The following is a 20,426-nucleotide window of genomic DNA, read 5'->3' as shown; positions in this document are numbered from 1 at the left end:
TTGAACCATGAACAGCCTCAGCCCGCTCAAATCCGCTCCCGCTTCGGACCTCCAGCGCATCCTGTGCATCGGCGGGGGGCCGGCAGGCCTCTACTTCGCCCTGTTGATGAAGGCGCGCAACCCGGCGCTGCAGATCACCGTGGTGGAACGCAACCGCCCCTTCGATACCTTCGGCTGGGGCGTGGTGCTGAGCGACCAGACGCTGGGCAACCTGCGCGCGGCCGACGCCGAGACCGCAGCGCTCATCGGCAACGAGTTCCACCACTGGGACGACATCCAGGTGTTCTTCAAGGGCCGCCAGGTGCGCTCGGGGGGGCATGGCTTCTGCGGCATCGGCCGCAAACGGCTGCTGAACATCCTGCAGGAGCGATGCCTCGCGCTCGGAGTCGACCTGGTGTTCGAAACCGACGCCACCGACGACCAGGCCATTGCCGCGCAGTACAAGGCCGATCTGGTGATCGCCAGCGACGGCCTCAATAGCCGCATCCGCCAGCGCTACGCTGACGTGTTCAAGCCCGACGTCGACCTGCGCAACTGCCGCTTCGTCTGGCTGGGCACGCACCAGACCTTCGACGCCTTCACCTTCGCCTTCGAACAGACCGAGCACGGCTGGTTCCAGGCGCATGCCTACCAGTTCGACGACAAGACTTCGACCTTCATCGTCGAGACGCCCGAAGCCGTGTGGAAGGCCCATGGCCTCGACCAGATGGAGCAGCCCGAGGCCGTCGCCTTCTGCGAGAAGCTGTTCGCCAAGTACCTCGGCGGCCACTCGCTGATCAGCAATGCCACGCACCTGCGCGGATCGGCCAACTGGATCCGCTTTCCGCGCGTGGTGTGCGAGCGCTGGACGCACCGCATCGACGTCGAAGGCCGCTCGGTGCCCGTGGTGCTGATGGGCGATGCTGCGCACACGGCGCATTTCTCCATCGGCTCTGGCACCAAGCTCGCGCTGGAAGACGCGATCGACCTGGCCAACGAATTCGCGCAGGGCGGCACGGTCGACCATGTGCTCGAAGGCTACGAGGCGCGCCGCAGCGTCGAAGTGCTGAAGATCCAGAACGCCGCACGCAACTCCACCGAGTGGTTCGAGAACGTGCCGCGCTACACCGGCATGCAGATCGAGCAGTTCGCCTATTCGCTGCTCACGCGCTCGCAGCGCATCAGCCACGAGAACCTGCGCGTGCGCGACACGCAATGGCTCGGCGGCTACGAGCAGTGGCTGGCAGGCGGCAAGGCGACGGCGCCGATGCTCATGCCCTACAAGGTGCGCGGGCTCACGCTGAAGAACCGCATCCTGGTGTCGCCGATGGCCACCTACAGCGCGGTCGACGGTGTGCCGCAGGACTTTTTGCTCGTGCACCTGGGCGCACGCGCACTTGGCGGCGCCGCCATGGTGTTCGTCGAAATGACCAGCCCGACGCCCGAAGGCCGCATCACGCCGGCCTGCACGGGCCTGTACAACGACACGCAGCAGGCAGCGTTCAAGCGCATCGTCGATTTCGTGCACACGCAGTCGAGCGCCAAGATCGCCATGCAGCTCGGCCACAGCGGGCCCAAGGGCTCCACCCGCGTGGGCTGGGAAGGCACCGACGAGCCGCTCGAAAGCGGCAACTGGCCTCTGCTGGCCGCGAGCGCGCTGCCCTACGGCGAACAGAACCAGCTTCCCGCCGCCATCACGCGCGCCGAGATGGACACGCTGCGCGACCAGTTCGTCGACTCAACCCGCCGCGCCGTCGAATGCGGCTTCGACTGGCTCGAACTGCACTGCGCGCACGGCTACCTGCTGTCGGCCTTCATCAGCCCGCTCACCAATCTACGCACCGACGAATACGGCGGCGACATCGAAGCCCGCTGCCGGTATCCGCTCGAAGTGTTCCGCGCCATGCGCGCCGTGTGGCCAGCAGACAAGCCCATGAGCGTGCGCATCTCCGCGCACGACTGGGCGCCCGGCGGCAACACCGACGCCGATGCGATCGTGATCGCACGGCTCTTCAAGGAAGCCGGCGCCGACTTCATCGACGTGTCTTCCGGCCAGACCACGCGCGACGCGAAGCCGGTGTACGGCCGCATGTACCAGACGCCGTTCTCGGACCGCATCCGCAACGAGGTCGGCATCTCGACCATTGCGGTCGGCGCCATCACCGACGCCGACCAGGCCAACAGCATCATCGCGGCCGGCCGCGCCGACCTGTGCGCCGTCGCGCGCCCGCACCTGGCTGACCCAGCATGGACGCTGCACGAAGCCGCCAAGCTGCAGAGCCGCGACGTCGACTGGCCCAAGCAATACCTCAGCGGTCGCGACCAGATGTACCGCGAGATCGCCAAGCAACAGCAGCTCGCAGCGGCAGCGAATGCCGCGATGGCCGCACAGAGCGGCGAGGAGACGCACTGACATGGACCTCGAAGCGCGCGCGCACAGCGAACACCCCGAAGCACTGCGGCTCTGGCTGCGGCTGCTCACCTGCACCCAGCTGATCGAGAAGCAGGTGCGCAACGAACTGCGCTCGCAGTTCGCCACCACGCTGCCGCGCTTCGACCTGATGTCGCAGCTCGAGCGCTCGCCCGACGGTCTCAAGATGAACGAGCTCTCGCGCCGCATGATGGTGACGGGCGGCAATGTGACCGGCATCACCGACCAGCTCGTGACCGAAGGGTTGGTCGAGCGCATCAACGTCGAGGGCGACCGCCGCGCCTGGCGCGTGCGCCTCACGCCGCGCGGGCGCAAGCTCTTCAACGAGATGGCGCAGCAGCACGAAGACTGGATCGTCGAGGCCTTCGCGGGCCTCAGCGGCAAGGAGATCTCGCAACTCCACAAGCTGCTCGGCAAGGTCAAGGAACACTCACACAACCAATTGATGGCGGAGACCGAATGAAGCACTACATCGGCGCAGGCAACCCCATGCGCGCGCAATTCGAAGCGAAGGCAGCCTACAAGGCCGAGCACTTCGCATGGAGCTACGAGGCCGGCGTCGGCACCGTCACGCTGAACCGGCCGGAGCGCAAGAACCCGCTTACGTTCGACTCGTATGCCGAACTGCGCGACCTGTTCCGCGCGCTGAACTACGCGACCGACGTGAAGGCGATCGTCGTGACCGGTGCAGGCGGCAACTTCTGCTCTGGCGGCGACGTGCACGAGATCATCGGACCGCTGACCGGCATGCGCATGCCCGAGCTGCTGGAGTTCACGCGCATGACGGGCGACCTGGTGAAGGCGATCCGTGCGTGCCCGCAGCCCATCGTCGGCGCCATCGACGGTGTGTGCGCCGGCGCCGGCGCGATGATCGCGCTGGCTTGCGACCTGCGTTATGGCTCGCCCGCCACGCGCACCGCGTTCCTCTTCACGCGCGTGGGCCTTGCCGGTGCCGACATGGGCGCCTGCGCGCTGCTGCCGCGCGTGATCGGCCAGGGCCGCGCATCGGAGCTGCTGTTCACTGGCCGCGCGATGACGGCGCAGGAAGGCCACGCCTGGGGCTTCTTCAACGCGCTGCACGAAAGCGATGCATTGCTCGAAGCCGCCACCAAGGTGGCGCGCGAGCTGGCCGAAGGCCCGAGCTTCGCTCACGGCATGACGAAGACCATGCTGTCGCAGGAATGGTCCATGACCATCGACCAGGCCATCGAGGCCGAAGCGCAGGCGCAGGCCATCTGCATGCAGACCGAAGACTTCAAGCGTGCGTACGAAGCCTTCGCAGCCAAGCGCAAGCCGGTGTTCGGCGGAGACTGACGCGATGATGACCAAAGCACCCGCCCCGCCATCGACCGCGCACCTTGCGCTGCCCTTCTTCGACGACGCGCATCGCGCGCTAGCCGACGGTCTGCTGCCCTGGGCCGCTGCGCAGGAAGTCGACGAGCGTGATGACCGCGCCGCCTGCCGCGACTGGGTTCAGCGGCTCGGCGCCGGTGGCTGGCTGCGCTACTGCGTGCCGGGCACGTCCGGCGGCGCGCTGGAACGACTCGACTCGCGCGCCCTCGTGCTGCTGCGCGAAACGCTCGCCTTTCACTCGCCGCTCGCCGACTTCGCGTTCGCGATGCAGGGCCTCGGGAGCGGAGCGATCACGCTCGCGGGCACGCCGGAGCAGCACACGAACTACCTCACGGCAGTGGCCAAGGGCAGCAAGATCGCGGCCTTCGCGCTCAGCGAGCCCGAAGCAGGCTCCGACGTGGGCGCGATGGCAATGCGCGCCGAAGCGACCACCGACGGCTGGAAGCTCAACGGCGAGAAGACCTGGATCAGCAACGGCGGCATCGCCGACTTCTATTGCGTCTTCGCGAAGACGGACCCCACCGGCGGTACGCGCGGCATCACGGCCTTCATCGTCGATGCGACGACGCCCGGCCTCGACACCTCCGCGCACATCGACGTGATGGCGCCGCATCCGCTGGCTACGCTGCGTTTCGAGAACTGCATCGTGCCGCGCTCGGCGCAACTCGGTGAGCTCAACGGCGGCTTCAAGCTCGCGATGCGCACGCTCGATATCTTCCGCGCCTCGGTAGCGGCAGCCGCGCTCGGCATGGGTCGTCGCGCGTTGGCAGAAGCCATTGCGCATTCGAAGAGCCGCCGCATGTTCGGCCAGACGCTGGCGGATTTCCAGCTCACGCAGGCCAAGCTCGGCGAGATGGCAGCACTGATCGACAGCGCTGCGCTGCTCACGTACCGCGCCGCGTGGATGCGCGACGACGCAGAGCAACGCGGTGCACCGGCAGTGGGCGACGTCTCCGCTGCAGCCGCAATGGCCAAGATGTGCGCCACTGAAAACGCAAGCCGCGTGATCGACATGTCGCTGCAGATGCACGGCGGCCTCGGCGTGAAGGTTGGCACGAAGATTGAAAGCCTCTACCGCGACATCCGCTCGCTGCGCATCTACGAAGGCGCGACGGAAGTCCAACAACTGATCATCGGTAAATCTGTTCTGCGGGGATAAACACCGTGTCTGCCCAAGTCGACCGCTTCGTTCACGACCGCCTGCCGCCTGCCGCGCAGCTGCCCGTCTTTCGCTACGACCTGCCCGAGCTGCAGTTGCCCGACCAGTTGAACCTGGTCGAGGAACTGCTCGACAAGGCGGCGGCCAAGGGCCTCGGCGACAAGCCGATGCTGCGTTCGCCGCAAGGCACGCTGACGTACGCGCAAGCGGCCGTCGAGGTCAATCGCATCGCGCAGGTGCTGACGGAAGACCTCGGGCTCGTGCCGGGCAATCGCGTGCTGCTTCGTGGCGGCAACTCGGTGGCCATGGCGCTGTCGTGGCTCGCGGTGGTGAAGGCCGGGCTCATCGCGGTGGCAACGATGCCGCTGCTGCGCGCGAAGGAGCTGGGCGAGATCATCGAGAAGGCGCAGCCCGTGGCCGCGCTGTGCGATGGGCGCCTGCTCGACGAGCTCGTGATCGCGCAGCAGGCGCATCCGGTGCTCGCCACGGTGATCGCATTCAACAAGCCTGAAGCGGAAGACTCGCTCTCTGCACGCGCGGCGAAGAAGAGCGGTGTGTTCAAGGCCTGCCCCACGGCATCGGACGACATCGCGCTGCTGGCCTTCACATCGGGCACCACTGGCAAGCCGAAGGCGCCCGTCACCACACACCGCGACGTGCTTGCGATGTGCGAGACCTGGCCGCGCCATGTGCTGCGCGCGCGCAGCGACGACATCGTGGTGGGCTCTCCGCCGCTGGCCTTCACCTTCGGCCTCGGTGGGCTGCTGGTGTTCCCGATGTGGGCGGGGGCTTCGATTTATTTTCCCGATGCGCCGTTCACGCCCGAGGGGCTGGTGAAGCTCATCAACGAGGTCGGGGCGACCATCTGCTATACGGCGCCCACGTTCTATCGCCAGATGGCGCCGTTCGTGAAGCAGCACGGCATGCCCAGCCTGCGCATCAGCGTAAGTGCCGGCGAGGCGCTGCCCGATGCCACGCGTCAGCTGTGGAAGGACGCCACCGGCATCGAGATGCTCGACGGTATCGGTGGCACCGAGGTGTTCCACATCTACATTTCGGCTGCGGGCGACGACGTGCGCCGCGGCGCGGTCGGCAAGGCAGTGCCGGGTTTCACCGCGAAGGTGGTGGACAACGAAGGCAACGAGGTGCCGCGCGGCACGGTCGGCAAACTCGCGCTGCAGGGCCCAGTGGGCTGCCGCTATCTCGACGATCCGCGCCAGGCCGACTACGTGAAGAACGGCTGGAACTATCCGGGCGATTCGTTCGTGCAGGACGATGACGGCTACTTCTTCTACCAGGCACGCGCCGACGACATGATCATCACGGCCGGCTACAACGTCGGCGGCCCGGAGGTCGAAGATGCGCTGCTCAAGCACCCGGCCGTGGCCGAGTGCGGCGTGATCGGCAAGCCCGATGCCGACCGCGGCATGATCGTGAAGGCGTTCTGCGTCCTCAAGCCCGGCAACGAGGGCGATGCAGCCCTCGTGAAGGCGCTGCAGGACCACGTGAAGGCAACGATCGCGCCGTTCAAATACCCGCGGGAAATCGAGTTCGTGCCGGTGCTGCCGCGCACCGAAACCGGCAAGCTCCAACGATTCAAACTGAGACAACTCAACACAACATCATGATCCACAAACTCCTGCAGCCCGAAGGCTGGCTGCCTCCCAAAGGCTATGCGAACGGCGTTGCCGCGCGCGGCACGACGCTGTTCGTCGGCGGACAGATCGGCTGGAATGCGCAGCAGCAGTTCGAGTCGGACGACTTCATCGAGCAATGCGGCCTGGCGCTGCGCAACATCGCCGAGGTGCTGCGCGCAGGCGGCGCGGGTCCCGAGCACATGGTGCGCATGACCTGGTACGTGACGGACCGCGACGAATACAGCAGCCGGCTCGCCGAACTCGGCCCCGTCTATCGCGATGCGATGGGCCGCAACTTCCCGGCCATGACCTGCGTGCAGGTGGCGGCGCTGGTCGAGCACCGCGCGAAGGTCGAGATCGAGGTGACGGCAGTCATTCCGGACTGACTGACACCGTCCCGAAGCGCTTGCGGTACTCCGCGGGCGTGATGCCGACCTGCCGCTGGAACGCGCGGCGCAGCGTGTCGGCATCGGCGAATCCGCATTCGAACGCCACCTGCTTGGGTGCCGCGTCTCCAGCCTCCAGCAGGCGGCGCGCGGCGGCCACGCGAACGTCTTCCACCCATGCTGCGGGTGTGACTCCGACCTCCTGTCTGAAGAGCCGCGCGAAGTGGCGTTCGCTGAGACCCATGCGCGTCGCGAGATTCGCGATGCTGTGATCCTCGGCAGGGTTGGTGGAGATCCAGCGCTGGACCTCCTGCAGGGCCGAGCGGCCGGTGGGCGCGGCCTCTCCCTTGCGGCTGAACTGCATCTGGCCGCCAGGGCGTTTGAAGAACATCACGAGTTGCGCGGCAACCTTCATGGCGATGTCGCGGCCGAGGTCTTCCTCGACCAATGCGAGCGACAGGTCGAGGCCCGCCGTGACGCCAGCGGCCGTGCGCAGGCGGCCGTCGCGCACGTGGATGGCATCGGTATCGACGGTGACCGAGGGAAAGTCCCGCGCGAGTTGATCGGCAACGGCCCAGTGCGTGGTGACGCGCCGGCCGTTCAAAAGCCCTGCCTGGGCCAGCACGAAGGCACCGCTGCAGACTGAGCCGAAGCGGCGCATCTTGGGTGTCTGCTGCTTCAGCCACGCGGTCACATTGGCATCGGACGCGGCACCGGCAGCGTGCGGAGAGCCCGCGACGAGCAGCGTGTGGATAGGTTCGTCCATTGCATCGCCGATGATTGCATCGGGCATGAGCCGCACTCCCGAGGAACTGCGAACGGGACCTCGCCGACTTGCGATCACCTGCAGCCTGTAGGCCTGCGAACGGGCTTGCTCGTTGGCCTCGGCGAACACGTCGAGCGGGCCGGACACGTCCAGCAACTGGACGCCGGGCATGGCGAGGATGGCGATGGTCTTCGTGGCTTTCATGGATCTGTGGCGCTTTCAGCCGGGCAATGTCTGGATTCGCCGTCTTACGTCGATTGAAGCCACCACAGCCTACTCCTAAAGTTGTCTCAACTTCACAGGAGAAATCCACATGGCTTTGACGACGACGGATGTCGCAGGGGTGCGCATCCCCGACAGCAAGCTTGCACGCGAGATCACGGAGCTGGTCCGGGACACGGCCCCGCCGCTGCTCTTTCACCATTCGAGCCGGGTCTACTACTTCGGAGCGCTCGCCGGCAAGCGCCGCGGGCTGACCTTCGACCCGGAGCTGCTGTACGCCGGCGCGATGTTCCACGACATGGGGCTGGTGAAGAAGCACAGCAGCGCGCACGAGCGCTTCGAAGTCGACGGCGCGAACGTTGCACGCGACTTCTTGCGCGGGCACGGGATCTCGCAGCAGGATGTCGACCTGGTGTGGACTGCGATCGCGCTGCACACGACGCCCGGTATCCCGCAGCACATGCACCCGGTGGTGGCGCTGGTCACGGCTGGTGTCGAGATGGACGTGCTGGGCCTGACCTACGAGGAGTACAGCGAGGCCGAGCGCACGAAGGTCGTGCATGCGCATCCGCGCACCGAACACTTCAAAGAAGACATCATCCAGGCCTTCTACGACGGCATCCGGCACAAGCCGGAGACGACGTTCGGGAACGTCAAGGCGGACGTGATTGCGGACAAGGAGCCGCACTTCCATCGGGGCAACTTCTGCAGCGTGATCCGCTGCTCGGCCTGGCACGGTTAAGACTGAGTGCGCGCGAATTCCGGAAACAAAAAAGCCCTCTTTGCGAGGGCTTTTTCAATTCATTTACCGACCAAAAAAAAAGCCCTTTGAATTTCAAAGGGCCTTTTAAATTGGTTGCGCGAGCAAGATTTGAACTTGCGACCTTTGGGTTATGAGCCCAACGAGCTACCAGGCTGCTCCATCGCGCGGCAAGATGGAATTATAGCTTATTCAGCAGCGTTTTGCTCGGCTGCTTCTTCTTTAATTTCAGGACGGTCGACCAGTTCGACGAGCGCCATCGGAGCGTTGTCGCCCACGCGGAAACCCATCTTCAGGATGCGGGTGTAGCCACCCGGACGCGCGGCGAAGCGCGGGCCGAGTTCGCCGAAGAGCTTGACGACGCTGTCGCGGCTGCGCAGGCGGTCGAAAGCCAGGCGCTTGTTGGCCAGCGTGGGCTTCTTGGCGAGCGTGATCATCGGTTCGATGACGCGGCGCAGTTCCTTGGCCTTGGGGACCGTGGTCTTGATGACTTCGTGCTCGATGAGCGAATTCATCATGTTCTGCAGCATCGCAAGGCGGTGCGAGCTGGTGCGGTTGAGTTTGCGGAGTCCGTGTCCGTGACGCATGGTGCTTTCCTTTACTTTATAAAAACAGGCAGCCGTGTCAGGTACTGCCCGGTGCACTGGCCCTTTTAAGGGGGTCTATTTCAAAAATTCAAATCAACGCTTGTCGAGACCGGCCGGCGGCCAGCTTTCGAGCTTCATACCCAAGGTCAGGCCACGCGAAGCGAGGACTTCCTTGATTTCGTTGAGCGACTTGCGACCCAGGTTCGGGGTCTTGAGCAGCTCGTTTTCGGTGCGCTGGATCAGGTCACCGATGTAGTAGATGTTTTCGGCCTTCAGGCAGTTGGCCGAACGCACGGTGAGCTCGAGCTCGTCGACAGGGCGCAGCAGGATCGGATCGAATTGCTGTGCGCTACGCGGTGCCGGTGCATCGAATGCAGCGAGTTCGCCGCCTTCGAGCTGCGCAAACACGGCGAGCTGTTCAACCAGGATTTTAGCCGATGCGCGCACAGCGTCTTCGGCGGTGATTGCACCGTTGGTTTCGATTTCAACCAGCAGCTTGTCGAGGTCGGTACGCTGTTCGACACGGGCGCTTTCGACCGTGTAGCTCACGCGCTTGACGGGCGAGAACGACGCGTCGAGGACGATACGGCCAATCGACTTGGTCGGCTCGTCGGCATAGCGGCGCATCGTGCCGGGCACGTAGCCGCGACCCTTTTCGACCTTGATCTGCATGTCGAGCTTGCCGCCTTGCGACAGGTGCGCGATCACGTGGTCAGGGTTGATGATCTCGACGTCGTGCGGGGTCTGGATGTCCGACGCCAGGACCGGGCCTTCGCCGTCCTTGCGCAGGCTCAGAGTGACTTCGTCGCGGTTGTGGAGCTTGAACACCACGCCCTTGAGATTCAGCAGGATGTTGACGACATCTTCCTGCACGCCGTCGATCGACGAGTACTCATGCAGAACGCCAGCGATCGTGACTTCGGTGGCCGAGTAGCCGACCATGGACGACAGCAGAACGCGACGCAGCGCGTTGCCGAGCGTGTGGCCGTAGCCGCGCTCGAAAGGTTCGAGCGTGACCTTGGCCTTGTTGGGGGCAAGTTGCTCGACCTGGATGGTCTTGGGTTTCAGCAGGGTGGTTTGCATGCAGACTTCCTCTCAATACCCCCGGCTCGTTACACCGGTAAGGCTGGTGAAGCACCTGATCCGCGACGAAGCGCGGAGCAGGAACGTGAACAACAATATCAATCTCCCGCCAGCGCAAAGACGCGCAAGCGGGTAGAAAAAATCAACGCGAATACAGTTCGACGATCAGCGATTCGTTGATGTCGGCGGCGAATTCGTCGCGATCGGGCACCTTCTTGAACGTGCCTTCGGCCTTGTCGGCATTCACATCAACCCAAGCCGGGATACCGACTTGCTGGGCGAGTTGCAGCGCTTCGACAATGCGGTTTTGCTTCTTCGACTTGTCGCGCACGGCGATCACGTCACCGGTCTTGACCAGGTACGACGGGATGTTGACCGACTGACCATTCACCGTGATCGCCTTGTGCGACACGAGCTGGCGCGCTTCGGCGCGGGTCGAGCCGAAGCCCATGCGGTAGACGACGTTGTCCAGGCGCGATTCGAGGATGAACAGCAGGTTGGCGCCGGTGTTGCCACGGCGACGATCAGCTTCTTCGAAGTAGCGGCGGAATTGCTTCTCGAGCACGCCGTACATGCGCTTGACCTTCTGCTTTTCACGCAGTTGCAGGCCGTAGTCGGAAGTGCGCTGACCCGAGGTGCGACCGTGCTGGCCGGGCTTGGAGTCGAATTTGGCCTTGTCCTGGATCGAACGGCGAGCGCTCTTCAGGAAGAGGTCGGTGCCTTCACGGCGGGAAAGTTTGGCCTTGGGGCCGAGGTAACGTGCCACGATTTTTCCTTTGTGTCATCTGCCGCAGTTGCCTGCGGGAGCCATCGGCGAAACGCGGATGGCGGTGGGCTTAGTTAAAAAACAAATGCGCAGCCGCTATTCAAAGCTGGCTGCGCCTTGCGGACTGACGATCAGATGCGGCGACGCTTCTGGGGACGGCAGCCGTTGTGCGGAACGGGCGTCACGTCGGCAATGGAATTGATCCGGATGCCGAGCGCAGCCAGTGCGCGCACCGACGATTCGCGACCGGGGCCCGGGCCCTTGATCTCGACGTCGAGGTTCTTGATACCTTGTTCGACAGCGGCACGGCCGGCCACTTCGGAAGCCACCTGCGCAGCGAACGGCGTCGACTTGCGCGAGCCCTTGAAGCCCTGGCCACCCGACGAAGCCCACGACAGGGCGTTGCCCTGGCGATCGGTGATCGTGATGATGGTGTTGTTGAACGAAGCGTGCACGTGAGCGATACCGTCCGCGACGTTCTTGCGAACCTTCTTGCGAACGCGCTGTGCGGCGTTGTTTGCAGGTGCTTTAGCCATGCTGTTCTATCCTTATTTCTTCAGGGACTGCGCAGCCTTGCGCGGACCCTTGCGGGTGCGGGCGTTGGTGCGCGTGCGCTGGCCGCGCATCGGCAGGCCGCGACGGTGACGGAAGCCGCGATAGCAGCCGATGTCCATCAAACGCTTGATGTTCATCGTCGTCTCGCGACGCAGATCGCCTTCGATGGTGAACAGAGCGATCTGGTCGCGGATCTTTTCGAGATCGGCGTCGGTCAGATCCTTGATCTTCTTCGAATATTCGATGCCGCTCGCTTCGCAGATCTGACGGGCGCGGGTGCGACCGATGCCGAAGATGGCGGTCAGGCCGATTTCAGCGTGCTTGTGCGGCGGAATGTTGATGCCAGCAATACGTGCCATGTGCGTCCTCTAATACTCTTCAATCAACCCTGGCGCTGCTTGTGGCGCGGGTCGGTGCAAATCACACGCACCACACCTTTACGGCGGATGACCTTGCAATTACGGCAGATGGTTTTGACCGAAGCCGAAACTCTCATTTCATTCTCCTAAAACTGTTTAACGTGGCGGTCTACCGCCCGGACTCAATACTGAAACACAGCCCTACGATGTCTTGAAGTTCGCCTTCTTCAGCAGCGATTCGTACTGCTGGGACATCATGTAGTTTTGCACCTGGGCCATGAAGTCCATCGTGACGACCACGATGATCAGCAGGGAGGTACCACCGAAGTAGAACGGCACGTTGTACTTCAGGATCAGGAACTCGGGCAGCAGGCAGACGAAGGTGATGTACACCGCGCCAGCCAACGTCAGGCGAACCAGAATCTTGTCGATATAGCGAGCGGTCTGGTCACCCGGGCGAATGCCAGGAATGAATGCACCACTCTTCTTCAGGTTGTCAGCCGTTTCCTTGCTGTTGAACACGAGTGCCGTGTAGAAGAAGCAGAAGAAAACGATCGCGGCAGCGTACAGCAGCACGTAGATCGGCTCGCCCGGACGCAGAGCGCCGGCAACGTCCTTGATCCAGCGGAAGCCGCCTTCACCGGTGCTGAACCAGCCAACCACCGTTGCGGGCAGCAGGATGATCGACGAAGCGAAGATCGGCGGGATCACGCCAGCCATGTTCAGCTTCAGGGGCAGGTGCGACGACTGGCCGCCATAGACCTTATTGCCGACCTGGCGCCGCGCATAGTTCACGAGGATCTTGCGCTGGCCACGTTCGACGAACACCACGAAGTAGGTGACCAGCACCACCACCGCGACGATGAAGAGCGCGACGATGACATTCATGGCACCAGTACGCACCAGCTCCAGCAGGCCGCCGATGGCATTGGGCAGACCGGCCGCAATACCTGCAAAGATCAGGATCGAGATGCCGTTGCCCAGGCCGCGTTCAGTGATCTGCTCGCCGAGCCACATCAGGAACATCGAACCTGCCGTCAGGCTCACCATGGCGGTCAGGCGGAAGCCGAAACCGGGCGAGATGACCAGACCAGCCGACGACTCGAGCGCCACCGCGATGCTGAACGACTGGAACAGAGCCAGGCCCAGCGCACCGTAGCGCGTGTACTGCGTGATCTTGCGGCGGCCGGCCTCGCCTTCCTTCTTCAATTGCTCGAAGGTCGGAAGCACGTAGGTCATCAGCTGCATGATGATCGACGCCGAGATGTACGGCATGATCCCCAACGCGAACACGGTGAAGCGCGACAGCGCCCCGCCCGAGAACATGTTGAACAGGCTCAGAATGCCGCCCTGCTGGCCCTGGAACAGCGCCGCCAGCTGGTCCGGGTTGATACCCGGCACAGGAATGTGCGCGCCAATCCGGTAGACCACGAGCGCGAGCAGCAAAAAGACGAGCCGACGGCGGAGGTCGCCGAACTTGCCTGTTTTTGCGATCGTTGCCGCGTTAGTTGCCACGAAGAACTTCTTTCAGTCCGATGGTGATCAGGCGATGCTGCCGCCGGCTGCTTCGATCGCAGCCTTGGCGCCAGCCGTTGCACCCACGCCCGTCAGCTTGACGGCCTTGGTGAGCTCACCGGTCTTGACGATCTTGACGACCTTGGCGAGCTGGCCAACGAGGCCGGCTTGCTTCAGTGCCAGGACGTCCACTTCGGCCAGACCGAGCTGCTCGAGGGCAGTCAGCGTGACTTCGGCGTTGAACTTCAGCAGATGCGACTTGAAACCACGCTTCGGCAGGCGACGCTGCAGCGGCATTTGACCGCCTTCGAAGCCGACCTTGTGGAAACCGCCTGCGCGCGACTTCTGGCCCTTGTGACCGCGACCTGCGGTCTTGCCGATGCCGGAGCCGATACCGCGGCCGACGCGGCGCTTGGCGTGCTTGGCGCCATCCGCCGGCTTGATGCCATTGAGTTCCATATCAGTCTCTCTTACAGAACTTTGACCAGATAACTGATCTTGTTGATCATGCCGCGCACCGCAGGGGTGTCTTGCAGCTCGCTCACGCTATTGAGCTTGCGCAGGCCGAGGCCACGCACGGTCGCGCGATGCGATTCCTTGGTGCCAATCGGGCTCTTGACCAATTGCACCTTGAGGGTTTGTTGTTGCGTCGTCATTTGAATGCTTCTTTCAGGCTTGCGCTCAAGCGAAGATTTCTTCGACGGTCAGGCCACGCTTGGCAGCCACTGCGGACGCGGTCGTCGAATTCTTCAACCCGTCGAGCGTGGCGCGAACCATGTTGTAGGGATTCGACGAACCATGGCTCTTGGCCACGATATCGGTGATGCCCATGACTTCGAACACAGCGCGCATCGGGCCGCCAGCGATGATGCCGGTACCCTTCGGGGCGGGGATCATGACGACCGAAGCGGCGCCATGGTGACCCGTCACGCGGTGATGCAGCGTGCCGTTCTTGATCGAGATCTTGGCCAGGTTGCGACGGGCTTCTTCCATTGCCTTCTGCACAGCGGCAGGCACTTCCTTCGACTTGCCCTTGCCCATGCCGACGCGACCTTCGCCGTCGCCCACCACGGTGAGTGCTGCGAAACCGAGGATACGACCACCCTTCACCACCTTGGTGACGCGGTTGATCGCGATCATCTTCTCGCGCAAACCGTCTTCAGGGCCTTCGTTCTGCGTTCTTGCTTGAATCTTTGCCATTTTGAATCTCGTGTCCGGTTAGAACTGCAGACCGGCTTCGCGAGCCGCCTCGGCCAGCGCCTTGACGCGGCCGTGGTATGCGAAACCTGCGCGGTCGAAGGCGACCTTCTCGACGCCGGCAGCCTTCGCCTTTTCAGCGATGCGCTTGCCGACGGCGGTGGCAGCAGCGGCATTGCCGCCCTTGCCCGAACCGCCGAGCGAGGTACGCACTTCGGCTTCTGCCGTCGATGCGGTTGCAATCACCTTGGTACCGTCGTCGGAGATGACGGTCGCGTAGATGTGCAGGTTGGTGCGGTTCACCGTCAGACGGGCCACGCCCTGCGTCGCGATGCGAATGCGGGTCTGGCGCGAGCGGCGAAGACGCTGTGCTTTTTTGGTCAACATCATTTTGCTGCCCCTTACTTCTTCTTGGTCTCTTTGATCACGATCTTCTCGTCCGAATAACGGATGCCCTTGCCCTTGTAAGGCTCAGGCGGACGAACAGCGCGGATCTCAGCGGCGATTTGACCAACGCGCTGACGGTCAGCACCCTTGATCACGATTTCGGTCGGGGTCGCGGTGGCCACCGTGATGCCTTGGGGCATATCGATGTTGACCGGGTGCGAATAACCAACCTGCAGGTTCAACTTGTTGTTGGAAGCTGCGGCCTTGTAGCCGACGCCGACCAGGTTGAGCTTCTTCTCGAAGCCCTTGGTCACGCCAACCACCATGTTGTTCACCAGCTGACGAATCGTGCCGCTCATCGCGTTCGCTTCACGCGACTCGTTGGCGGGTTCGAAGCTCAGCTTGCCGTCATTGCTGGCGACCTTCACCAGCGCGTTGCGCGCGAGGCTGAGCGTGCCGCCCGTGCCCTTGACGCTGATCTGGTCTTCCTTGATCGACACATCCACGCCTGCGGGGATGGTGATCGGCATTTTTCCTACTCGGGACATTTCAGTAACTCCTCGATGTCTCGGTTAGGCGACGTAGCACAGAACTTCGCCGCCGACACCGGTGGCGCGAGCCTTGCGGTCGGTCATCACGCCCTTGGGGGTCGTGACGATCGCAACGCCGAGGCCGTTCTGAACCTGCGGAATGGAAGCACTGGCCTTGTAGACGCGCAGGCCGGGGCGGCTCACACGCTCAATGCGCTCGATGACCGGACGGCCAGCGTAGTACTTCAGCGAAATTTCAAGCTCGCTCTTGCCAGCTTCGGTCTTGACCTGGAAGCCGTCGATGTAGCCCTCGTCCTTCAGGACTTGTGCGATCGCGATCTTCACCTTGGAAGACGGGACCGACACGGTGGGCTTCGCCACCATCTGCGCGTTACGGATACGCGTCAGCAGGTCGGCAATGGGATCACTCATGCTCATGTTGTTTGCTCCTGCCTGGCTTACCAGCTGGCCTTGGTGACACCGGGGATGTCGCCAGCGAAAGCCAGTTCACGGATCTTGGCGCGGGCCAGACCGAATTGACGGAAGGTGCCACGCGGGCGACCAGTGATTTCGCAACGGTTGCGCTGACGCGTGGGGTTCGCGTTGCGCGGGAGCTTTTGCAGGCCCAGGCGGGCTGCAGCGCGCTCTTCGTCGCTCTTCTTCACGTCGTTGGAGATTGCCTTCAGTTCCGCGTGCTTCGCAGCGAACTTGGCAACCAGCTTGTCGCGCTTGAGTTCGCGCTGGATCAAAGATGCTTTAGCCACAGATCACCTCAGTTCTTGAACGGGAAACGGAAACCAGCGAGAAGCGCCTTGGCTTCTTCGTCGGTCTTGGCCGTCGTCGTGATGCTGATATTGAGACCGCGCAGGGCATCGACCTTGTCGTACTCGATCTCAGGGAAAATGATCTGTTCCTTGACGCCGATGTTGTAGTTGCCACGGCCGTCGAACGCACGGCCGGAAATGCCGCGGAAGTCGCGAACACGCGGCAGCGCGATGGTCACGAAACGGTCCAGGAACTCATACATCTGCACGCCACGCAGCGTGACCATGCAGCCGATCGGCTGGTTTTCGCGGATCTTGAAACCGGCGATAGCCTTCTTCGACTTGGTGACCACGGGCTTCTGGCCAGCGATCTTGGTCAGGTCGGCGACAGCGTTGTCGAGAACCTTCTTGTCGGCGACTGCTTCACCCACACCCATGTTCAGGGTGATCTTGGTGAGGCGCGGAACCTGCATCGGCGACTTGTAGCCGAACTTTTCCGTCAGGTCTTTCGCGATCTTTTCGCGATAGTGTTGTTGGAGACGTGCCATGTGAGTACCTCTTAGGCGATCTTGATTTCGTCGCCGCTGGACTTGAAGACGCGAACAGCCACGCGCTTGCCGTCAGCACCCTGGGTGATCTTGATGCCCACGCGATCGGCCTTGCCGGTCGCAGCATTGAAGATCGCCACGTTGGATTGGTGAATGGGCATGGACTTCTCGACGATGCCACCGGTCGTACCCTTGAGCGGGTTCGGCTTGGTGTGCTTCTTGACGACGTTGATGCCTTCGACGAGCACGTGCGAATCGTCCTTGCGGAGCGACACGGTGCCGCGCTTACCCTTGTCACGACCGGCCAACACGATGACCTGGTCGCCTTTGCGAATCTTGTTCATGGCGTTGTTGTCCTTACAGAACTTCAGGTGCCAGCGACACGATCTTCATGAACTTCTCGGTGCGCAGTTCGCGCGTGACCGGTCCGAAGATGCGGGTGCCGATGGGCTCCAGCTTGGCGTTGAGCAACACTGCTGCGTTGCCGTCGAACTTGACGAGCGAGCCGTCGGCGCGACGGATGCCCTTGGCGGTGCGGACCACCACTGCACTATAGATCTCGCCCTTTTTGACGCGACCACGCGGAGCGGCTTCCTTGATGCTGACCTTGATGACGTCGCCCACGCTGGCATAACGCCGCTTGGAGCCACCGAGCACCTTGATACACAGGACGGATTTCGCGCCTGTGTTGTCGGCCACTTCGAGCCGGGATTCAGTTTGGATCATTTCTTGATATTCCCAACTTGTACCGATGTGCATCCAGGAGGGAGGCACCGCGGTCAGTCTTGGGCCCGTCGTCCATGCCTCGAACCACTCGAGACACTTCCGCTTTGGGCTGAAAGCTTCGCCTTTTAGAAGCGAAGCCCGCGATTGTTGCACGCACTAATGCCGATGTCAACAACCCCATTACACCATCTCGCGCTGCCACTAGACTCCGGGGCGTGCGCCAGCCCCTGAAATCCTCGTTTTCGCCCTCATTGCTCCAGCGACGTCACCTGCTGGCGGGCGGAGCCGCCCTGGCAGCGCTGGGCCTGGCTGGCTGCAAGAGCGCGACTCCGAATCCGGACCCTGGCCGGCTGCGCCGCATTGGCGAGGCGCGCTGGCCGCACCGCCTTCATATAGAAGGTACCGTGGTCGGCGGCCTCTCCGGCATCGACTACGACCCGATCCGAGGTGAGTACCTGCTCATCAGCGATGACCGGTCAGACCTGGCGCCCGCACGCTACTACATCGCCCGCTGGCCCCATCCGCAAGCCGAGCAACAGCCCGAGCCGGCAGGCGTGGTGCAGCTGCAACGCCCTGGCGGCGGGCCTTGGCCGAACCGGCGCCACGCGGTCGACGGGCTTCCCGTGCCCGACCCCGAAGCCCTGCGGCTGCGCCCCACGACCAACACCTTGCTCTGGACCAGCGAAGGCGACATCGCCCGCGGCTTCGGCCCTGCGCTGTACGAATCGGCCCGCGACGGCCGCTTCCTGCGCGAATTCCCGATGCCGGCAATGTTCCAGCCCGACCCGGCCCAGCGCCGCGGCCCGCGCGACAACCTGGCCTTCGAAGGCGTCACCCTCACCCCCGACGGCCGTTTCGCCTGGCTGGCGATGGAAAACGCCCTGATCCAGGACGGTCCCGAGCCCACCACCAGCGCGCCCGGCGGCCCCTGCCGCTTTAGCCGGATCGACCTGGAAACCGGCCAGGCCGACCGCCAGATCGCCTACATACCCGACGCCATCCCGCTGCGCCCGCTGATTCCCGGCAGCTACGCCGACAACGGCGTAAGCGAGATCCTGATGCTCGACGCCGACCGCATGCTGGTGCTGGAGCGCGCCTACGCCACCGGCGCCGGCAACTCGCTGCGCCTCTACGAAATCGACACCCGCGCCGCCAGCGACGTGCTTGCGGTCGACACGCTGGCATCTGGCAACCACCGGCCGGCGGCCAAGACGCTGGTGGCCGACTTCGCCGCGCTCGGCCTGTCCCGCCTCGACAACACCGAAGGCATGTGCTGGGGGCCACCCCTGCCGAACGGCAAGCGCATGCTGGTGGTCGTGAGCGACGACAATTTCAATCCGCTTCAAATCACCCAGTTCGCAGCCTTCGAATACGCCGACCGACCATGACCATCGCCGTGACCTTCCTGCCCCGCACCGGCCCCGCGCCGCTGCCCCCCGTCGCCTTCATCGGAGGCGGCAACATGGCCAGCGCCATCATCGGCGGGCTGATCCAGCAAGGCACCCCGGCGGATGCGTTCGAGGTGGTCGAGCCCTTCGAGGAGGCCCGCACGAAGCTGGCCCAGTCCTTCGGCATCGTCGCGAAGGCCGAGGCGGGCGAGGCCTTGTCGCGCTGCGGCGTGGTGGTGTGGGCGGTCAAGCCCCAGACCTTTGCCGAAGCCGCCCGCGCGGTGCGCGACTTTGCCGAAGACGCCCTGCACCTGAGCGTGGCCGCGGGCATTCCGTCCGGCAGCATCGCCCGCTGGCTGGGCACGGAACGCGTGGTGCGCGCCATGCCCAACACGCCCGCGCTGGTGGGCAAGGGCATGACGGGCCTTTTCGCCCGCCCCGGCGTCGAGAGCACCGACCGCTCGACGGTCGCGAAGTTGCTGGCGCCCACCGGTGAACTGATCTGGGTCGATGCCGAACCGGCGCTCGACGCCGTGACCGCCATGTCCGGCTCGGGCCCGGCGTACGTGTTCTATTTCATCGAGGCGATGACCGAAGCCGGCGTCGAGATGGGCCTCACGCCCGACCAGGCGCAGCGGCTGGCCATCGGCACCTTCACTGGCGCCTCGGCACTGGCGCACAGTGCAACCGAGCCACCATCGGTGCTGCGCGAACGCGTGACCTCCAAGGGCGGCACGACCTACGCGGCCATCACCTCGCTGCAGGCTGCCGACGTGAAGGCGCAATTCAAGACCGCGATCCGTGCAGCACAGAAGCGCGCCGCCGAGCTGGGCGAGGAATTCGGCCGCGACTGATTTCAGGCCTCGGGCAGCGCGCGCGGCCCGAGGAAGAACAGCCATTCGGCGGCCAGCGTGACCGTGCCGTCCTCCAGCTCGAGCCAGACTTCTTCCTTCAGCAGAAAGCTGTTGCCGGGCTTGGGCGTCACTTCCGCGATGCGCACCCTTGCCCTGAAGCGCGCGCCCACCGGCATCGGCCGCACGAAGCGCAGACGGTCGAAGCCGTAGTTGAGCGCATGGTTCGAATCGAAGGGCAGCAGCGTACGCATGGCTTCGGCGGTCAGCCGGATCAGGTGCGAGACCTGGAAGAAGCCCTGCACGATGGTGCCGCCGTAGCCCGCCTCACGCGCCGCGCGCTCGGGGTCGAGGTGAATCCACTCGCCCTCGCCGTCGCCCGACAGCTCCGAGTAGCGATCGACCATCTCCTGCGTGATGCGGTGCCATTCGGAGAAGCCCTCCTGGCCGATCTTCTGCTTCAGTCGTTCCAGCATG

General features: G+C 63.9%; 28 protein-coding genes and 1 tRNA gene. 9 read left to right on the top strand and 20 right to left on the bottom strand.

Annotated features, from left to right (window positions below; translation table 11 throughout):
• Window positions 1-7: 7 nt before the first annotated feature.
• Genes NWF24_RS34090 through NWF24_RS34065 form a run of 6 tightly spaced genes read left to right on the top strand, consistent with a single transcriptional unit; the run spans window position 8 to window position 6,945 of the window.
• Window positions 8-2,392, top strand: a complete 2,385-nt coding sequence (locus tag NWF24_RS34090) for a bifunctional salicylyl-CoA 5-hydroxylase/oxidoreductase (RefSeq protein ID WP_258352361.1) — start codon at window positions 8-10, stop codon at window positions 2,390-2,392.
• A gap of 1 nt (window position 2,393) precedes the next feature.
• Window positions 2,394-2,873, top strand: a complete 480-nt coding sequence (locus NWF24_RS34085) for a MarR family winged helix-turn-helix transcriptional regulator (RefSeq protein ID WP_258352360.1) — start codon at window positions 2,394-2,396, stop codon at window positions 2,871-2,873.
• On the top strand, window positions 2,870-3,724 hold the full coding sequence (locus NWF24_RS34080) for an enoyl-CoA hydratase family protein (RefSeq protein ID WP_093076145.1): 855 nt from the start codon (window positions 2,870-2,872) through the stop codon (window positions 3,722-3,724). The genes NWF24_RS34085 and NWF24_RS34080 overlap by 4 nt, the downstream gene beginning before the upstream one ends.
• Before the next feature lie 4 nt (window positions 3,725-3,728).
• Window positions 3,729-4,922, top strand: a complete 1,194-nt coding sequence (locus NWF24_RS34075; RefSeq protein WP_258352359.1) for an acyl-CoA dehydrogenase family protein — start codon at window positions 3,729-3,731, stop codon at window positions 4,920-4,922.
• Window positions 4,923-4,927: 5 nt separating this feature from the next.
• Entirely contained in the window at window positions 4,928-6,550 is a 1,623-nt protein-coding gene (locus tag NWF24_RS34070) for an AMP-binding protein (protein ID WP_258352358.1), read from the top strand.
• Window positions 6,547-6,945, top strand: a complete 399-nt coding sequence (locus tag NWF24_RS34065) for a RidA family protein (protein ID WP_258352357.1) — start codon at window positions 6,547-6,549, stop codon at window positions 6,943-6,945. Before NWF24_RS34070 ends, NWF24_RS34065 begins: the two co-directional genes overlap by 4 nt.
• Here the strand turns inward: NWF24_RS34065 and NWF24_RS34060 are convergent.
• Window positions 6,932-7,915, bottom strand: a complete 984-nt coding sequence (locus tag NWF24_RS34060; RefSeq protein ID WP_258352356.1) for a GlxA family transcriptional regulator — start codon at window positions 7,913-7,915, stop codon at window positions 6,932-6,934. The genes NWF24_RS34065 and NWF24_RS34060 overlap by 14 nt on opposite strands.
• A 109-nt stretch (window positions 7,916-8,024) precedes the next feature.
• On the opposite strand from NWF24_RS34060, the gene NWF24_RS34055 reads away from it, so the two are divergent.
• Window positions 8,025-8,675, top strand: a complete 651-nt coding sequence (locus NWF24_RS34055) for an HD domain-containing protein (RefSeq protein ID WP_258352355.1) — start codon at window positions 8,025-8,027, stop codon at window positions 8,673-8,675.
• Between the two features lie 111 nt (window positions 8,676-8,786).
• Here the strand turns inward: NWF24_RS34055 and NWF24_RS34050 are convergent.
• The 18 genes from NWF24_RS34050 to rplN all read right to left on the bottom strand — a co-directional run bounded on the left by NWF24_RS34050 (window position 8,787) and on the right by rplN (window position 17,710).
• A tRNA-Met gene (locus NWF24_RS34050) sits at window positions 8,787-8,863 on the bottom strand.
• Between the two features lie 18 nt (window positions 8,864-8,881).
• A complete protein-coding gene (rplQ, locus tag NWF24_RS34045) occupies window positions 8,882-9,280 on the bottom strand; it encodes a 50S ribosomal protein L17 (RefSeq protein WP_093059382.1) in 399 nt (132 codons plus the stop codon).
• 93 nt (window positions 9,281-9,373) lie between these two features.
• A complete protein-coding gene (locus NWF24_RS34040; protein WP_093059385.1) occupies window positions 9,374-10,363 on the bottom strand; it encodes a DNA-directed RNA polymerase subunit alpha in 990 nt (329 codons plus the stop codon).
• A 142-nt stretch (window positions 10,364-10,505) separates the two neighbouring features.
• Window positions 10,506-11,129 carry a 30S ribosomal protein S4 gene (rpsD, locus tag NWF24_RS34035; RefSeq protein ID WP_009124826.1) on the bottom strand — a complete coding sequence of 208 codons (624 nt, stop codon included), beginning with the start codon at window positions 11,127-11,129 and terminating at the stop codon, window positions 10,506-10,508.
• A 131-nt stretch (window positions 11,130-11,260) separates the two neighbouring features.
• Window positions 11,261-11,665, bottom strand: coding sequence for a 30S ribosomal protein S11 (gene rpsK, locus NWF24_RS34030; protein ID WP_009124825.1), 405 nt, complete (start codon window positions 11,663-11,665; stop codon window positions 11,261-11,263).
• A 12-nt stretch (window positions 11,666-11,677) separates the two neighbouring features.
• Window positions 11,678-12,043, bottom strand: coding sequence for a 30S ribosomal protein S13 (gene rpsM, locus NWF24_RS34025; protein ID WP_013544105.1), 366 nt, complete (start codon window positions 12,041-12,043; stop codon window positions 11,678-11,680).
• Between the two features lie 23 nt (window positions 12,044-12,066).
• Entirely contained in the window at window positions 12,067-12,180 is a 114-nt protein-coding gene (gene rpmJ, locus NWF24_RS34020; RefSeq protein ID WP_013544106.1) for a 50S ribosomal protein L36, read from the bottom strand.
• A 64-nt stretch (window positions 12,181-12,244) separates the two neighbouring features.
• The gene (gene secY / locus NWF24_RS34015; RefSeq protein WP_093059387.1) at window positions 12,245-13,558 is read right to left on the bottom strand and encodes a preprotein translocase subunit SecY; all 1,314 of its coding nucleotides are present in this window, start codon (window positions 13,556-13,558) and stop codon (window positions 12,245-12,247) included.
• A 27-nt stretch (window positions 13,559-13,585) separates the two neighbouring features.
• Window positions 13,586-14,017, bottom strand: coding sequence for a 50S ribosomal protein L15 (rplO, locus tag NWF24_RS34010; protein ID WP_093059389.1), 432 nt, complete (start codon window positions 14,015-14,017; stop codon window positions 13,586-13,588).
• Between the two features lie 11 nt (window positions 14,018-14,028).
• The gene (rpmD, locus tag NWF24_RS34005) at window positions 14,029-14,214 is read right to left on the bottom strand and encodes a 50S ribosomal protein L30 (protein WP_009124818.1); all 186 of its coding nucleotides are present in this window, start codon (window positions 14,212-14,214) and stop codon (window positions 14,029-14,031) included.
• A gap of 25 nt (window positions 14,215-14,239) precedes the next feature.
• Entirely contained in the window at window positions 14,240-14,758 is a 519-nt protein-coding gene (gene rpsE / locus NWF24_RS34000) for a 30S ribosomal protein S5 (RefSeq protein ID WP_013544109.1), read from the bottom strand.
• Between the two features lie 18 nt (window positions 14,759-14,776).
• The gene (rplR, locus tag NWF24_RS33995; RefSeq protein WP_042672913.1) at window positions 14,777-15,142 is read right to left on the bottom strand and encodes a 50S ribosomal protein L18; all 366 of its coding nucleotides are present in this window, start codon (window positions 15,140-15,142) and stop codon (window positions 14,777-14,779) included.
• 14 nt (window positions 15,143-15,156) lie between these two features.
• On the bottom strand, window positions 15,157-15,690 hold the full coding sequence (gene rplF, locus NWF24_RS33990; RefSeq protein WP_258352354.1) for a 50S ribosomal protein L6: 534 nt from the start codon (window positions 15,688-15,690) through the stop codon (window positions 15,157-15,159).
• A gap of 24 nt (window positions 15,691-15,714) precedes the next feature.
• Window positions 15,715-16,110 carry a 30S ribosomal protein S8 gene (rpsH, locus tag NWF24_RS33985; protein ID WP_093059395.1) on the bottom strand — a complete coding sequence of 132 codons (396 nt, stop codon included), beginning with the start codon at window positions 16,108-16,110 and terminating at the stop codon, window positions 15,715-15,717.
• A 20-nt stretch (window positions 16,111-16,130) separates the two neighbouring features.
• Window positions 16,131-16,436 (bottom strand): 30S ribosomal protein S14, encoded by a 306-nt coding sequence (gene rpsN, locus NWF24_RS33980; protein ID WP_258352353.1) that lies wholly within the window; start codon window positions 16,434-16,436, stop codon window positions 16,131-16,133.
• Between the two features lie 8 nt (window positions 16,437-16,444).
• Entirely contained in the window at window positions 16,445-16,984 is a 540-nt protein-coding gene (gene rplE, locus NWF24_RS33975) for a 50S ribosomal protein L5 (RefSeq protein WP_013544114.1), read from the bottom strand.
• A gap of 11 nt (window positions 16,985-16,995) precedes the next feature.
• Complete coding sequence (rplX, locus tag NWF24_RS33970) at window positions 16,996-17,328, bottom strand: 50S ribosomal protein L24 (RefSeq protein WP_093059397.1); 333 nt, start codon at window positions 17,326-17,328, stop codon at window positions 16,996-16,998.
• A gap of 13 nt (window positions 17,329-17,341) precedes the next feature.
• Window positions 17,342-17,710, bottom strand: a complete 369-nt coding sequence (rplN, locus tag NWF24_RS33965) for a 50S ribosomal protein L14 (protein ID WP_009124801.1) — start codon at window positions 17,708-17,710, stop codon at window positions 17,342-17,344.
• Window positions 17,711-17,961: 251 nt separating this feature from the next.
• Between rplN and NWF24_RS33960 the strand changes: the two genes are divergently transcribed.
• A complete protein-coding gene (locus NWF24_RS33960; protein WP_258352352.1) occupies window positions 17,962-19,098 on the top strand; it encodes an esterase-like activity of phytase family protein in 1,137 nt (378 codons plus the stop codon).
• The gene (gene proC, locus NWF24_RS33955) at window positions 19,095-19,952 is read left to right on the top strand and encodes a pyrroline-5-carboxylate reductase (protein ID WP_258352351.1); all 858 of its coding nucleotides are present in this window, start codon (window positions 19,095-19,097) and stop codon (window positions 19,950-19,952) included. The genes NWF24_RS33960 and proC overlap by 4 nt, the downstream gene beginning before the upstream one ends.
• A 2-nt stretch (window positions 19,953-19,954) precedes the next feature.
• On the opposite strand, the gene NWF24_RS33950 is transcribed toward proC, so the two are convergent.
• Entirely contained in the window at window positions 19,955-20,425 is a 471-nt protein-coding gene (locus tag NWF24_RS33950) for a MaoC/PaaZ C-terminal domain-containing protein (RefSeq protein WP_258352350.1), read from the bottom strand.
• Window position 20,426: the final 1 nt, after the last annotated feature.

Source organism: Variovorax paradoxus (genome assembly GCF_024734665.1).
In the GTDB taxonomy this organism is placed as follows: Bacteria; Pseudomonadota; Gammaproteobacteria; order Burkholderiales; family Burkholderiaceae_C; genus Variovorax.
Note: the sequence above shows the minus strand (reverse complement) of the source record. Positions and strands in the feature narration are given on the sequence as shown.

Bases quoted from the DNA above. Each gene is read 5' to 3' on its own strand.
- NWF24_RS34090 (WP_258352361.1), top strand. From the start codon at position 8: ATGAACAGCCTCAGCCCGCTCAAATCCGCTCCCGCTTCGGACCTCCAG.
- NWF24_RS34085 (WP_258352360.1), top strand. From the start codon at position 2,394: ATGGACCTCGAAGCGCGCGCGCACAGCGAACACCCCGAAGCACTGCGG.
- NWF24_RS34080 (WP_093076145.1), top strand. From the start codon at position 2,870: ATGAAGCACTACATCGGCGCAGGCAACCCCATGCGCGCGCAATTCGAA.
- NWF24_RS34075 (WP_258352359.1), top strand. From the start codon at position 3,729: ATGATGACCAAAGCACCCGCCCCGCCATCGACCGCGCACCTTGCGCTG.
- NWF24_RS34065 (WP_258352357.1), top strand. From the start codon at position 6,547: ATGATCCACAAACTCCTGCAGCCCGAAGGCTGGCTGCCTCCCAAAGGC.
- NWF24_RS34060 (WP_258352356.1), bottom strand. From the start codon at position 7,915: ATGAAAGCCACGAAGACCATCGCCATCCTCGCCATGCCCGGCGTCCAG.
- NWF24_RS34055 (WP_258352355.1), top strand. From the start codon at position 8,025: ATGGCTTTGACGACGACGGATGTCGCAGGGGTGCGCATCCCCGACAGC.
- rplQ (WP_093059382.1), bottom strand. From the start codon at position 9,280: ATGCGTCACGGACACGGACTCCGCAAACTCAACCGCACCAGCTCGCAC.
- NWF24_RS34040 (WP_093059385.1), bottom strand. From the start codon at position 10,363: ATGCAAACCACCCTGCTGAAACCCAAGACCATCCAGGTCGAGCAACTT.
- rpsK (WP_009124825.1), bottom strand. From the start codon at position 11,665: ATGGCTAAAGCACCTGCAAACAACGCCGCACAGCGCGTTCGCAAGAAG.
- rpsM (WP_013544105.1), bottom strand. From the start codon at position 12,043: ATGGCACGTATTGCTGGCATCAACATTCCGCCGCACAAGCACGCTGAA.
- rpmJ (WP_013544106.1), bottom strand. From the start codon at position 12,180: ATGAGAGTTTCGGCTTCGGTCAAAACCATCTGCCGTAATTGCAAGGTC.
- rplO (WP_093059389.1), bottom strand. From the start codon at position 14,017: ATGGAACTCAATGGCATCAAGCCGGCGGATGGCGCCAAGCACGCCAAG.
- rpmD (WP_009124818.1), bottom strand. From the start codon at position 14,214: ATGACGACGCAACAACAAACCCTCAAGGTGCAATTGGTCAAGAGCCCG.
- rpsE (WP_013544109.1), bottom strand. From the start codon at position 14,758: ATGGCAAAGATTCAAGCAAGAACGCAGAACGAAGGCCCTGAAGACGGT.
- rplR (WP_042672913.1), bottom strand. From the start codon at position 15,142: ATGTTGACCAAAAAAGCACAGCGTCTTCGCCGCTCGCGCCAGACCCGC.
- rplF (WP_258352354.1), bottom strand. From the start codon at position 15,690: ATGTCCCGAGTAGGAAAAATGCCGATCACCATCCCCGCAGGCGTGGAT.
- rpsH (WP_093059395.1), bottom strand. From the start codon at position 16,110: ATGAGCATGAGTGATCCCATTGCCGACCTGCTGACGCGTATCCGTAAC.
- rplE (WP_013544114.1), bottom strand. From the start codon at position 16,984: ATGGCACGTCTCCAACAACACTATCGCGAAAAGATCGCGAAAGACCTG.
- rplX (WP_093059397.1), bottom strand. From the start codon at position 17,328: ATGAACAAGATTCGCAAAGGCGACCAGGTCATCGTGTTGGCCGGTCGT.
- rplN (WP_009124801.1), bottom strand. From the start codon at position 17,710: ATGATCCAAACTGAATCCCGGCTCGAAGTGGCCGACAACACAGGCGCG.
- proC (WP_258352351.1), top strand. From the start codon at position 19,095: ATGACCATCGCCGTGACCTTCCTGCCCCGCACCGGCCCCGCGCCGCTG.
- NWF24_RS33950 (WP_258352350.1), bottom strand. From the start codon at position 20,425: ATGCTGGAACGACTGAAGCAGAAGATCGGCCAGGAGGGCTTCTCCGAA.